This window comes from Streptomyces sp. NPDC107500, from assembly GCF_055582785.1.
In genome coordinates this window covers 413,066-424,688 of the sequence record NZ_JBVJPF010000003.1, presented here as the reverse complement: position 1 = coordinate 424,688, position 11,623 = coordinate 413,066, and the positions used below count along the sequence as shown (strand labels likewise).

14 protein-coding genes are annotated in these 11,623 nt (G+C 68.1%); 12 read left to right on the top strand and 2 right to left on the bottom strand.

Going from position 1 to position 11,623, the window contains the following annotated elements:
- Positions 1–78 precede the first annotated feature (78 nt).
- The 4 genes from ACZ67M_RS13515 to ACZ67M_RS13500 are packed head-to-tail and all read left to right on the top strand — an operon-like array spanning position 79 to position 2,119.
- On the top strand, positions 79–279 hold the full coding sequence (locus tag ACZ67M_RS13515) for a Flp family type IVb pilin (RefSeq protein WP_398916691.1): 201 nt from the start codon (positions 79–81) through the stop codon (positions 277–279).
- Positions 279–869: a pilus assembly protein TadG-related protein gene (locus ACZ67M_RS13510; RefSeq protein WP_469850945.1), complete on the top strand. Its 591-nt coding sequence runs from the start codon at positions 279–281 to the stop codon at positions 867–869. The genes ACZ67M_RS13515 and ACZ67M_RS13510 overlap by 1 nt, the downstream gene beginning before the upstream one ends.
- Positions 870–902: 33 nt before the next feature.
- Positions 903–1,481, top strand: coding sequence for a hypothetical protein (locus ACZ67M_RS13505; RefSeq protein WP_361352297.1), 579 nt, complete (start codon positions 903–905; stop codon positions 1,479–1,481).
- A gap of 8 nt (positions 1,482–1,489) precedes the next feature.
- A complete protein-coding gene (locus tag ACZ67M_RS13500; RefSeq protein WP_469850943.1) occupies positions 1,490–2,119 on the top strand; it encodes an OmpA family protein in 630 nt (209 codons plus the stop codon).
- A 114-nt stretch (positions 2,120–2,233) separates the two neighbouring features.
- On the opposite strand, the gene ACZ67M_RS13495 is transcribed toward ACZ67M_RS13500, so the two are convergent.
- Positions 2,234–2,626 carry a DUF192 domain-containing protein gene (locus ACZ67M_RS13495; RefSeq protein ID WP_469850941.1) on the bottom strand — a complete coding sequence of 131 codons (393 nt, stop codon included), beginning with the start codon at positions 2,624–2,626 and terminating at the stop codon, positions 2,234–2,236.
- A 256-nt stretch (positions 2,627–2,882) separates the two neighbouring features.
- On the opposite strand from ACZ67M_RS13495, the gene ACZ67M_RS13490 reads away from it, so the two are divergent.
- From ACZ67M_RS13490 to ACZ67M_RS13455, 8 genes are all read left to right on the top strand, one after another.
- The gene (locus ACZ67M_RS13490) at positions 2,883–3,545 is read left to right on the top strand and encodes a hypothetical protein (protein WP_469850940.1); all 663 of its coding nucleotides are present in this window, start codon (positions 2,883–2,885) and stop codon (positions 3,543–3,545) included.
- Entirely contained in the window at positions 3,533–4,573 is a 1,041-nt protein-coding gene (locus ACZ67M_RS13485; RefSeq protein ID WP_392234633.1) for a hypothetical protein, read from the top strand. The genes ACZ67M_RS13490 and ACZ67M_RS13485 overlap by 13 nt, the downstream gene beginning before the upstream one ends.
- Before the next feature lie 225 nt (positions 4,574–4,798).
- Entirely contained in the window at positions 4,799–5,155 is a 357-nt protein-coding gene (locus ACZ67M_RS13480) for a hypothetical protein (RefSeq protein ID WP_469850938.1), read from the top strand.
- A gap of 260 nt (positions 5,156–5,415) precedes the next feature.
- On the top strand, positions 5,416–5,688 hold the full coding sequence (locus ACZ67M_RS13475) for a hypothetical protein (RefSeq protein ID WP_392010316.1): 273 nt from the start codon (positions 5,416–5,418) through the stop codon (positions 5,686–5,688).
- Positions 5,685–7,010, top strand: a complete 1,326-nt coding sequence (locus ACZ67M_RS13470; protein WP_469850936.1) for a putative T7SS-secreted protein — start codon at positions 5,685–5,687, stop codon at positions 7,008–7,010. Before ACZ67M_RS13475 ends, ACZ67M_RS13470 begins: the two co-directional genes overlap by 4 nt.
- Positions 7,011–7,855: 845 nt before the next feature.
- A complete protein-coding gene (locus ACZ67M_RS13465) occupies positions 7,856–8,380 on the top strand; it encodes a hypothetical protein (RefSeq protein WP_469850934.1) in 525 nt (174 codons plus the stop codon).
- Positions 8,381–8,422: 42 nt separating this feature from the next.
- Positions 8,423–9,295: an LLM class flavin-dependent oxidoreductase gene (locus ACZ67M_RS13460; protein WP_469850932.1), complete on the top strand. Its 873-nt coding sequence runs from the start codon at positions 8,423–8,425 to the stop codon at positions 9,293–9,295.
- 76 nt (positions 9,296–9,371) lie between these two features.
- The gene (locus ACZ67M_RS13455) at positions 9,372–10,172 is read left to right on the top strand and encodes a class I SAM-dependent methyltransferase (protein WP_469850931.1); all 801 of its coding nucleotides are present in this window, start codon (positions 9,372–9,374) and stop codon (positions 10,170–10,172) included.
- Between the two features lie 27 nt (positions 10,173–10,199).
- On the opposite strand, the gene ACZ67M_RS13450 is transcribed toward ACZ67M_RS13455, so the two are convergent.
- On the bottom strand, positions 10,200–11,399 hold the full coding sequence (locus tag ACZ67M_RS13450; RefSeq protein ID WP_469850929.1) for a winged helix DNA-binding domain-containing protein: 1,200 nt from the start codon (positions 11,397–11,399) through the stop codon (positions 10,200–10,202).
- Positions 11,400–11,623: the final 224 nt, after the last annotated feature.

Below are 11,623 nucleotides of genomic sequence, written 5' to 3'. Positions count from 1 at the left end.
CTCCCCACATCCGCCGCGCACCCGGGGCGACCTCGATGGACCGACCCACAGCAGCCGTCCACCCTGGAGGGGAACACCATGACCAACTGGCTCCACACCACAGCCGCCTACCTGCACTCCCGCGCCGCCGCCCGCAACGACAGGGGTCAGACGGCGGTGGAGTACCTGGGGATCATCGCGGTGGTGGTGGCGATCGTGCTGGCGATCACGGGGACGGATATCGGGCAGACGATTTACAACGCGATCACGGACAAGATCACCGAAGTCACTGGCGGCTGATGGCCGACCGTGCGCGTGGCGACGCAGGGCAGGCTTTCCCCATCTACATCACGGTGGTGGGAGGCCTGCTCCTTCTCGCGCTCGCGTACTTCGCTGTGGGCCAGGCCGCAGCGACTCGTAGTGAGGCCCAGACGGCGGCGGACGCCGCGGCTCTCGCCGCGGCCCTGGAAACGCGGGACCAACTTGCCGACCTATGGCTCACCAACGTAGTGGAGCCCGACTCATGGCAGGACATCTTCGACGGTAAGGCATCCGTGCCCAGCGCTTGCTGGCGTGCTCATGAACTCGCGGCCCGCAACGACGCGAGTGTCACGTGCAGCCCGGACGGCCTCTTGGCGTACAAGGTCGTCGCCGAGACCAATGAGACCGTCGGGGACTCCATTGTTCCGGGCACGGAGAACCAGAACGCCACAGAGTCAGCCACCGCAGTCATCGAGGCCCGTTGTTCGTTCGAACTGCCGACTAAGGACGCCGGCGACGACCAATTGCCCAGGCTCTCGTGCGAGGGCGAGGACTGGGACCCGAATCCGGACGACCTCTTGGATCTGCCAAAGCCGGAGGATCTCTTCGACGTCCACTTGGCCGACTGACATGGGAACGACGAGTTCGAAGGAAGCGAAGTCATGAGTATGGGGTTCACCACCAAGACCCGCAGGGGGCTGGTCGCCGTACCCGTTGCCATCGGCCTGGCCTTCGGCGTGGCTGCCTGCGGTGGGGGTGGCGATAATGACAAGCCAAAGGAATCGGCATCCTCATCCACGAGCAGCGACTCCAAGCCGGATGCTCAGGAGGGGAAGTCGGAAGAGCCGCTGGCCGAACTGAAGGGGCCCTCGGCTCTGATGCTCAAGATCATTTCGGCGGAGCGAGACTCCGGCGGTTTCGTAACCGTGAGCGGCGAGTTGAAGAACGACGGAAGCAAGACAGTCACCGTGCCTGCGCAGCTGAGCGGCAACGAGACGGAAATCATTCGGAACGGAAGGTCGCTCGGCGGGGCCACATTGGTGGATGCCAAGGGAAAGAAGCGCTATTACGTACTGCGAGACACCGATGGGCGGCCCCTCACCACGACCAACCTCTCCGCGGTGAAAGCAGGCGAGTCGGTTCCTGTCTTCATGCAGTTTCCCGCGCCCCCCGCCGACGTGACAGACGTGACGCTTCAGCTGCCCATGTTCTCGACAGCTCCCATCGAGATCTCCGGGTGAGGTGCACCATGACCCCAACTCCCCGCCTCACCCTCGCCATGACCACGGTGACGGTCATGCTCACCACGACCCTCTGCGCCACCACCACGGCACACGCCGATGACGACCCGAACGATCCTCCAGGTACGGATGCCGCCCCCTCCGCCCCCGTGGAGGTCGACCCCGCCGACCCGGACCTCAAAATCCCCGACGGCGCCACGCTCGCGCAGGCGAAGGTGCTGGACATCAAATCCGTCGTGGAGGAGCAGAGCGGCGACGAACGCCGCGAGGACACCAACACCAGCGTGACCCTCGCGCTCCAGGCGGAGGTCCTCTTCGGCAAGGACAGCGCGAAACTCGGCGCGGAGTCGAAGTCCCGCATCACCGGAATCGCCGAGGAGATCAAGACCCAGAACGCCACCCGCGTCCGAGTCTTCGGCTTCACCGACAACCTCGGCTCCTCGGCCCACGGCGACGTCCTCTCCAAGAAGCGGGCCAACGCGGTACACGACGTCCTGTCCCAGACCCTGAACGACGCCGGCATCACTTACGAGGTCCGCGGCTACGGCGAGCAATACCCCATCGCCGACAACTCGACCGAGGCCGGCCGCAAGAAGAACCGCAGGGTAGAGGTCTCCTTCCCCCGCACGGAGGGATGAGCCCCCGATGCCGGACCACAGCAGGAAGAGGGAGCTCCTCGGAGGAGTCGCAGGCGGTCAGCGTGAGGACGGCCGGACGGCCCGGGACGGCAGTCCGACAACGCTGTCGGTGCCCTACCCCTCCCGTCCCCCCACATCCCCCAGCACCTCCACCCGTACCCCCGCGCGCACCCCCCACCCGGCCATCACCCCGGCCTCGGCCTCCAGCACATGCCGGGAACGCACCCGGGGCAACCCCAGCCGGCCCGGCCGCATGGTGCGTACGGCGATGACACGGAGCCGCCGGTCGAGGTAGGCCACGTCGATGGGCATCCGCATCCGGAAGGTGTGCACGCCACTGGCGGGAGTGAGCAGCATCGCCCCGTCGAGGGACTCCCGCCCCAACAGCCCGCGAGCACGCGCACGGTACGACCGGGCGACCTCCAGCGGCACCCGCACTCCAGGGCCCCCGTCCGCCCCCTCCACCACCAACACACCCGTCCCGTCCCGCCACAGCCGCCGCCCCATCCCGACACGCCTCCCCGCTACGTCCTGAGCCTTTGCTGCTTCCTCTACGAAATGTTCCGGAACACCACGGGGACCCTGCAACCGGAGTGCGGACCCTCTCGTGTTACGGAACCGTTATGGCCGAAGAAGCCACACGTAAGGCCGATTTGGCCCCATAGGGCACCGCGGGTGCACCGGTTTCACCCTGGTGCCGCCGCAGCCCGATGGATAGCGTTGCTTCGCTGAAGAGAACCCTCGTCCCACCCAGGAGCCCACCGTGACTCGCCGCCGCCCCGCCATACTCGCAGCGCTCACGCTGACCGCCGCTGCGGCCCTGACGCTGTCCGCATGCGGAGGCGACGACAGCGCGTCCGACAAGAAGGACAAGATCGCGGGGGCGGACACGGGCGGTTCGACCCCGTCGGCCTCACCCACTGCGTCCGACCCGACGACGGCGGACCGTCCGAAGATCGAACTGCCCTCGGACCTCTCCTACAAGTTCGAGTGGCCGAAGACGGGCGACAAGGACAAGGACGCGGTGCTTGCCGACAGTGAGCAGTCCATCAAGGCCGTGGACCTGGCCATCGTGAACCAGGACGCACTCGACAAGGCATACCTCTACTACTACGAGGGCGAGGCCGCGGCCGGTACGCAGGAGTTCATTCAGAACTACGTTGATCAGAAGGCTGGGCTCACTGGGAGTTACCGCTTCTATGCCCCGGAGGTAGCGGTCGACGATGACGGTACGGCGTCCTTCACCTACTGCGAGGACCAGGGCAAGGCGTATGTGAAGTACCTCAAGACCAACAAGGTCAGGAAAACCGAGGTAACCGCAAAGAGTTACGTTATCTACCACACCTCACTCCGGAAGAACAGTGAAGGCGTGTGGCAGCTTCAGAAGGTCGTCTCGCAGAGTGGGAGTGCCAAGTGCCAGCCGTGACAAGTGCGATGAGAGTGCTACCGATCGCCGTCGTGGCCGGCGCCTGTTTCTCACTTCTCGCTCTGCCTGGCTCGGCCCGGGCGGACGACATTCTGGACGGCACGCAGAACACGGAAACGGAACAGAGCGCGGAGACCGACTCCGAGGGCACGGTCGGGGTCACCGTCGGCGGTGTGGTTTTCGATCGCTCCAAGAACGGCAGCGGTGATTCTGCGGGGGCGTTGACCTCGTCCACGTCCTGGACGCCGCCACCGTGCTGGTACGCCCCTAAGTACACACCCGAGCAGTTGCAGAAGTACCTGGAACCGATCTGGGAGGTCGGCTCTACGGGATACGAGTGGGACGCCAAGCAGCGGGAGAAGTACAACGCGAACGACGAGAAGAAGGGCTTCAACAAGGACAAGACCGGCAAGGGGTTCTGGTGGGGCTCGTACGTGGACAAGAGCTACCCGCCGGGCTGGGACGCGTGTAAAAAAGACTACTTCTGGGTGGATGCCGGCGACCCCCCGCCCGCCGACATCGAGAACGCCGTAACCCCGGAGGTCCTCGCCGAACTCGCCTACGCGGAGATCCGCGTCCCGGGCACCGAGGTGACGCTGGCGCCCGCGGCGGCGACCAAGGTGAACCTCCCGACGTGGGCGTGGCTGGACGTTGCCGAGTTCAAGCCCGTTTCGGTCACCGCGTCCGTGGAGGTCCTCGGTATCAATGCGACGGCCACGGCGGAGCCGGTCTCCCTGGAGATCAAGCCGGGCACCCCGGATGCCGAGACCTACCCGGCCTCTGGCGTATGCGAAATCAACGACGGCCGGATCGGTGAGCCGTACGCGAAGGGCAAGGCGAACGCCACGCCACCATGCGGAGTGAAGTACCTGCGTTCCTCGGGCGACGGCACATTCCCGCTTCAGGCGACGGTCACGTGGGAGATCCACTGGACCGGCAGCGGCGGCGCGGGAGGTGATCTCCCCGACGGTGCGTTCGGCGCAACGCAGAACGTCGTCGTCCAGGAGATCCAGGCCGTGAACCGCTGACTCGAGGCAACATCCCACTCAGGAGCCGACCGCGATCCGCCGCCCTGCTGTACTTGCAGCGCTTTCACTGACCGCCGTCGGAGCTCTGACGCTGTCCGCATGCGCAGGCGACGGCGGTGCATCGCAGGAGGACAGGAAGGCGGGGGCTGACAAGGGTAGCGACGCGTCGGGGTCCCCCCGGCCTTTCTGAGGCTGGCGTTCGAAGATGGGACGACGGGGGACGCGGTGCTCGCCGACAGTGCGGAGCGGATGCGGGCTGTGGACGCCGCGATCGCCGGAACAGACCCCGCCGGCGAGGCGGTCGGCTTCTACAACAGGGGCAAGGCATTGGGCGCCGCGGTGTCCTGGGTCGCGCAGTTCGAGAAGGCCAATGCGACCTTGACCGGCGAGGTTCGGTACTTCGATCGGAAGGTCGCGCTCAAGGACGCGGACTCGGCCGTCCTCACCTTCTGCGCGGACGAGAGCAAGGGCTTCAGCAAGGACAAGGCGACTGGTGAGGTCGCCAAGACGTCCGTCACCCGGATCTGGCAGACCTCTCAGATCCTCTCGACGCGGCGCGCCGGCGAGTGTCAGGCGGAGTGAGGGTGTTGTCGTGCGCGGCCTGCCGGACCCCCACAGCCGGTGGCTTCCACGACCTCCGGCCCGCTCTCCACCGTCAACCGCTCACACGGGTCGACAGCCGTCAGTGCGGAATGTCGCCCCCTGGCGAGGGGCGACGGGCGTAGCCGCGCCACGAATCCTGGATGACGTCGTTCCTCACATCGGTGCGGGTGGGCCGGTGAGAGGGGACGGGGTACGTGGCGGAGCGGCTGGTTGTCGATGGGGACGAGCTCGGGCGGTTCATGAAGTCGCTGAAGCGGTCGTCGAGCTCGCTCAGGGGTGTGCGCAAGGCGTTGTCCGACGCCACGATCGTTGGGCTAGGTACGGATGATCTCGACTCCGCGTGCGAGTCCTTCCAGGAGGACTGGAAGTACGGCTCCGAGGAGATCGGCAAGCAGACGGAGGACCTCGCCGAGATCATCGGCAAGAGCAAGGACAGCTACCTCGAGGTGGACAAGGCGCTCGAGGAGGCGGTGCGGGCCTCGCGCGACGGCAAGGGCGGCGGCGCCAAGTGACCGCGACGGCCGGGAACGACCCGTACGGCGCCGCGCTCGATCCGCGGTCGCGGGCGGATCTGGACAAGCCGCAGGGGTTGAAGTCCGCGCCGCGCATGCCGAACCCGAGCTATCCGCATCTCGGGTTCAATCCGGTGCCGGGCGACACGGAGGCCGTGCGGGGGCTCGAGAAGAAGCTCAGCGGGTGCGCCAAGGTTCTCCAAGAGGCGTACGACCTCGTCACCAAGCTGCTCGACGGCAGCTACTGGAAGGGCGACGCCGCCGTCGCCTTCCGCGAGCAGCTCGACGGTGGGCCCCTTCCGCTGAACCTCAAGAACGCGGCGCACTCCATCCGCAAGGCGGCCCGGCAACTCGACCGCTGGGAAGGCGAGCTCGGTGACCTCCAGCGGCGGGCCAGGAAGCTGGAGGAGGACGCGAGGGACGCGCGGGCGGCGGTGGAGCGGGCGCAGGGGCGCGTGGACAAGGGGGGTGACGACGCCGACCCGAAGGTCCTCACGCGTGCGAAAGGTGACCTGGACGATGCCCAGGACGAGCTGAACAAGGTCATCGGCAAGGCGAAGAGGCTGGCCGGGGAGCATGAGGAGAGGGCGGGGCACCGGGCGCGCAAGATCCGTGACGCCACGAAGAAGTTGGTGCCGCATGAGCCGGGGTGGTTCGACGAGGCCCTGGACTGGCTGGGCGACAACCTGCCGGACATCCTCAGCTTCACGGCGGGGTTGGTCGGGGTGGCGGCGCTGCTTTTGGCGGGGCCGATGGGGTGGGGGGTCGCGACGGTCGCGGCGCTGATGCTGGGTGCCTCAGGGCTCAGTGCCTCGGCGCTACTCCTTCGACTGAGCGATCCCGAAGTTCGCGCGTCGTTGTTGGACGGTGTTGCCAAGGGTGAGTTTGATGCCGAATTCTGGAGTAACGCTGTCTCGGTCGGAGGAGACGCAGCAGGGGCGTTGCCTGGCCTCGGCTCCGTAGCAAAGGGCGGTATCAAGGCAACACGTGCTCTCGGGGCAAGTAGTCACTCGCTCGACTTTTGGCAGAGGGCAGCCACCTACGGGTCGAAGACCTTTGAAGAAGCGCAACTTATTGTCGGACTGGACAATCAGTTGATCGCGCGAGCGGTACGTGGCTTCAGTGAACCCGCGAAGGTGGCGAATCGCGTTGCCCTGGCGTCGGGCGCGACTGGTGTGGCGACCGCGGGTTTTGGGCTGTACAACGCAGTGGTAGATGCAGAGGATGACGGAATTAAGGACGGTACTGTCGCAGGAATCGACGGGTCACGTCTCATCCTCGATAACGGCGGAATCATCGGCCTTGTTCGGCATGTCTTCTGACACGACATCGAAGGAGCTACGCATTGGATCCCGCCCTGTGTCCCACTGCCTGGGATCACGCCCCAACTCGACGGGCTTGGGGTCTTCACGTGGTGGTAGCTGTGGCCTCAGGTCTCTGCTGGGTTGCCGGCTGGGTTTTGCTTCTTGCGGTCTCCACCTACACGGCTCAGTGGGTGGCGTGGTTGTGTCTTCCGTACTTTCTCTATGCTCCCTACAGGGTAGCCGTTCAGGTGAAGACCGTTTCGACGGCCTTCCTGATGCTTCGAGTGCTTCGCGCGTACCCATGGAGCTTCGTGCGCGATATTCCACGAGGTCTTACCGACCGTCCAGAGGTGTCGAGCGGCCAGTACGGCTGGTTCGAGTTTTCGAACCCGGCTCGCCCTGACCATCGGTTGCCTCTTGTTTTTGCCTCGCATCTCCGCACGCGATGGTGGGCAAAGCGCATGGACCCACATGCCGACCCCAACTTGAAGGCCCAGATTGACACGGTCTGGTTTGCGGGAGACCCGCGTTTTATTGGAGTTATCGGGGCGCTTGCGCGGCACACTACCGCTCCGCGGCGTCTACATGTAATTGAACAACGAATCGCTGAAGGGAGCGGGCAGAACTTCACCGACTGGTGTGCGACTCCTGACGACATCGAACGTGGTCGACGTGCAGGTGTTTACCCCATCCGACCCTGAACAGTACCGAGAGGCCTTGGGTGAGCACCCCAGCGATTGTTCTTCACGATTCCGTCGACGATCCGTACGCCGAGCTATGGTTCGCCGAACCGCCCGGCTTCATCGCCCTGCCGCTCGACGCCCTGCTCGCCGAACCCTTCGCCGGCCGCCGAAGGGTTGCGGGTGGCCGTCGCACCGTTGCTCGATGCCGTGCCCAGTGAGCTGGCTCGGCAGGGGTTTGTCGCACAGTTGGCGCAGGGACAGCAGATGCTGGCGGCGTTGTGCCAATTCGGTACGGTCCACTGCTCGGTCGGGCTGCATCGCGACGACGTCGATGCGTCGGGTGCGGCCGCCCATCTGCTCTCCTTCCTCACCATCACCTGGCACGCCACCGCGGCAGCCCCCCGAGCGGCGACCGCGGCCCGCGCAGTGACCGCATCCGTCGGGCACAGCCGCATCGAGTACGTCGATCTGCCCAGCGGCCCCGCCACCCTCAGTGAGACCACCCTGGGTCCCACCCCCGGCAGCGGCCTCCCCCAGCTCCCTCTCCTTCAAGTCCACGCCCACCTCCCTCACCCGGACTGCAAGCGCATGGCCGTGTTCACGTTGAGTACCACCGTGCCGGCGCGGCGGGGTGAGTACCGGGCGATTCTGCGGCAGGTTGTCGAGACCGTCAGGTTTGCCGATCCGCTGGCGGCGGAGGCGTAATGCTGTTGTCCGGTGGGGCGGGGCGCGGGTAGGAAGAGGGGCATGACTGGACTCGGTGCCGTATTCCGCCCCCAGCTCGCCCCCGAGCGGCTGCGTTCCGTGGCTCGCGTCGCCGAGGAGGCCGGGCTGGAGGAGCTGTGGCTCTGGGAGGACTGCTTCCGTGAGGGTGGGATCTCCACCCTCGCCGCCGCGCTCGCGTGGACCGAACGGGTCCGGGTCGGGGTCGGACTGCTCCCCGTCCCCCTGCGCAACGTCGCCATCACCGCGATGGAGGCCGCCACCCTGCACCGGCTGTTCCCCGGCCGGGCCGTTCTCGGCGTCGGGCACGGGGTGCAGGACTGGATGGGGCAGGTGGGGGCGCGGGTCGAGTCGCCCGTGACTCTGTTGCGCGAGTATCTGCTGGCTCTGAGGGGCCTGTTGGACGGACAGCGGGTAACGACCGAGGGGCGCTACGTCCGGCTCGACGACGTCGCGCTCGACTGGCCGCCCGCCGGAGCCGTCGACGTGTTCGCCGGCGCCACCGGACCCCGTTCGCTGCGGCTGGCCGGTGAGGCCGCCGACGGGACCGTGCTCACGGCGTCCACCCCGCCCGACGGGGTCCGACGGGCCCGGCGGCTCATCGACGAGGGGCGGGAGGCCGCCGGGCGGACGGACGCGCACACGGTCGTCGTCTATCTCCTCACCGCCACCGGGTCCGGCGCGGCCGAGCGGCTGCGGGCCGAACTGGTCGCCGAGGGCGACGCCGACGTCCCCGGCCTCGGGGTCGCGGGGGACGCGGAGGCCGTTGCCGAGGCCGTGGGGCGGTTGGCCGAGGCCGGCGCCGACACCGTGATCCTCCAGCCGACCGGGGACGAGCCCGACCCGGAGGCGTTCGTGCGGTTCGCCGCCGAGGAGGTCCGGCCCCTGGTGAAGTAGCCAGCCCGCCCGCCCTATCCTCGTAATCCTCTGATACTTCGCAATTCCTCTCAGCGCATCGAACGGATCCGCCCGCATGTCCTCCCAGCCTCGCCCCCGTACCTTCGACGAGCTCCTCGCCGAAGGCGCCTCCGTGTCCACCGAGGGGTGGGACTTCTCCTGGTTCGAGGGGCGGGCCACCGAGGCGCGGCCGTCCTGGGGGTACGCGTTGTCCATGGCGGGGCGGCTGACCGAGGCCACCGCCGTGCTGGACGTGCAGACCGGGGGAGGGGAGGTACTGGACTTCGCCCTCCAGAAGGGCGGGGTCGAGCGCCGGCCCCCGCTCGTCGTCGCCACCGAGGGCTGGGCGCCCAACGTCGCCAAGGCCACCCGGCTGCTGCGGCCCCGCGGTGTTCCCGTCGTCGCCTCGCCCGACGACGTGCCCCTGCCCTTCGCCGACGGTGCCTTCGATCTCGTCGTCAGCAGGCACCCGGTCCAGCCGCACTGGGGCGAGATCGCCCGCGTACTCGCGCCCGGCGGCACCTACTTCGCCCAGCACGTCGGTCCCGCCAGCGTCTTCGAGCTGGTCGAGTACTTTCTCGGGCCGCTGCCCCGGGAGAGCTACGGCCATCGCGACCCCGAGCGCGAGCGTGCCGACGCCGAGGCCGCCGGGCTCGAGGTCGTCGGTCTGCGGGCGGAGCGGCTGCGGATGGAGTTCCTCGATGTCGGCGCCGTCGTCCACTTCCTGCGCAAGGTCGTCTGGATGGTCCCCGGCTTCACCGTCGAGGAGTACCGCGACCGGCTGCGCGACCTGCACGAGCGCATCGAGGCCGAGGGGCCGTTCGTGGCGCACAGCGCGCGGCACCTCTTCGACCTGCGCAAGCCGCTCGGCAGCTGAGTCCATCGGCGACGGCGGAGCCGGCCTTCATGCGTGCGCGCCCACCCGTACCTCTCCGATCACCAGCTCCGCACGCGCCTCCAGAACCTCCCCCACCCGTTCCGCCCGCGCCGCCAGTTCCCGTTCCTGCCGTGCCGTCAGGCGGCCGAGCGGTTCCACCGTGACCGTCGTACGGCGGCCCCGGCGCAACTGGTGCCAGACGCCCGCCGCGACGCCGTCGACCAGCAGTACGGGGAAGTTGCCGGCCTGCCCGCCCGCGAGCGCCCGCTCGTAGGCCGCGCCGGGGAAGAGCAGCTCCCGCGGCTGGGCGGCGATGACGTACGCGTCGAAGTACGGGAGCAGGCGTACCCCGCGTACCAGGTCCTCCCGCTCCGGGGCGGCGGGGAAGTCGGTGTCGCCGGCCGCCACCCACGACGGTGTCCCCTCGAAGTCGACCTCCTCGATCTCGCCCGCGCCGGCCAGCTGCTCGTACAGGCTCCTCGCCCAGGCGGGTGGCGCGGCCAGCCAGCGGGCGAAGTGCTGGGGTGTGGCGGGGCCGTACGCCCGCAGGTGGCGGAGGGCCAGGAGGCGCGTCGCCTCCTCGGGCGGGAGCGGGGTGAAGTGCGGTGGGCGGGTGTACGTCACCTTGCGGCCGCGGTTGGGGCCGAACGCGAGGGCGCCGCAGTGGCCCGCCCGGTGCAGGACCTGGCGCCAGCGTGGCCACATGGTCTGGAAGGCGGGCATCACCAGGTCGCCGGCCCAGGGACCGGTGCGGGCGACGACCTCCTCGCCGAGTTCGTCGATGGTCAGGAACCTGCCGTCGAGCGCGTCGCCGATCGCCGCCACGACCTGCCCGGCCTGGTCCTCGGTGAGGCGTACGTCGGGCGCGAAGGGGCCCGAGCCGTCGGGGACCGCGGGCAGCGCGGCGCACCACATCGGGAGGTCGCGGGCCGGGAGCAGGTGCACCGTCCCGCGCGGGCCGTGCGTCTTGACCAGTGACGGGGCCGGGCCGGGCGCGGTGGGTGAGGCGGGCGGCCACAAGGCGTTCCGTACGTCCACCCGGGTGATGTCCTCGGTCCGCAGCCCCACCGACAGTTCGGCCGCGGACAGGACCTGGGCGTGGACGCCGAGCATCGCGGCGGCGACGTCGGCGGCCGGGGTGCCCGTTCGGGCGGACTTGGCCAGGAACTGTCGTTCGAGGCGCCGTGCGCTCGCGGCGGCCCAAGTGATCCGCGTCGTCTTCGTCATGAGGTGACGTTAGGGGAGCAGTAGGACGGGTTTCGTCCCAATGGGCGTGGTGGGGTGGGAGCTATCCGGGCGTATGGGGCGTGCCTTCGCAAAGGTCGTGGTGACCGGAGTGAGGGTGCGAAATCGCCCCCTGATCCTCACAGGGTTTCCACATCGTTATTCATCGTTGTCCTCCTCGGGTCCGTTCCATGCGAGCGGGTCACGTAGATTCGGGCCAACTGATT

Excerpts from the sequence above, each read along its gene's own strand:
- ACZ67M_RS13495 (WP_469850941.1), bottom strand. The coding sequence starts at position 2,626 with ATGGGGCGGCGGCTGTGGCGGGACGGGACGGGTGTGTTGGTGGTGGAG.
- ACZ67M_RS13460 (WP_469850932.1), top strand. The coding sequence starts at position 8,423 with ATGACTGGACTCGGTGCCGTATTCCGCCCCCAGCTCGCCCCCGAGCGG.
- ACZ67M_RS13510 (WP_469850945.1), top strand. The coding sequence starts at position 279 with ATGGCCGACCGTGCGCGTGGCGACGCAGGGCAGGCTTTCCCCATCTAC.
- ACZ67M_RS13475 (WP_392010316.1), top strand. The coding sequence starts at position 5,416 with ATGAAGTCGCTGAAGCGGTCGTCGAGCTCGCTCAGGGGTGTGCGCAAG.
- ACZ67M_RS13505 (WP_361352297.1), top strand. The coding sequence starts at position 903 with ATGAGTATGGGGTTCACCACCAAGACCCGCAGGGGGCTGGTCGCCGTA.
- ACZ67M_RS13455 (WP_469850931.1), top strand. The coding sequence starts at position 9,372 with ATGTCCTCCCAGCCTCGCCCCCGTACCTTCGACGAGCTCCTCGCCGAA.
- ACZ67M_RS13515 (WP_398916691.1), top strand. The coding sequence starts at position 79 with ATGACCAACTGGCTCCACACCACAGCCGCCTACCTGCACTCCCGCGCC.
- ACZ67M_RS13450 (WP_469850929.1), bottom strand. The coding sequence starts at position 11,399 with ATGACGAAGACGACGCGGATCACTTGGGCCGCCGCGAGCGCACGGCGC.
- ACZ67M_RS13500 (WP_469850943.1), top strand. The coding sequence starts at position 1,490 with ATGACCCCAACTCCCCGCCTCACCCTCGCCATGACCACGGTGACGGTC.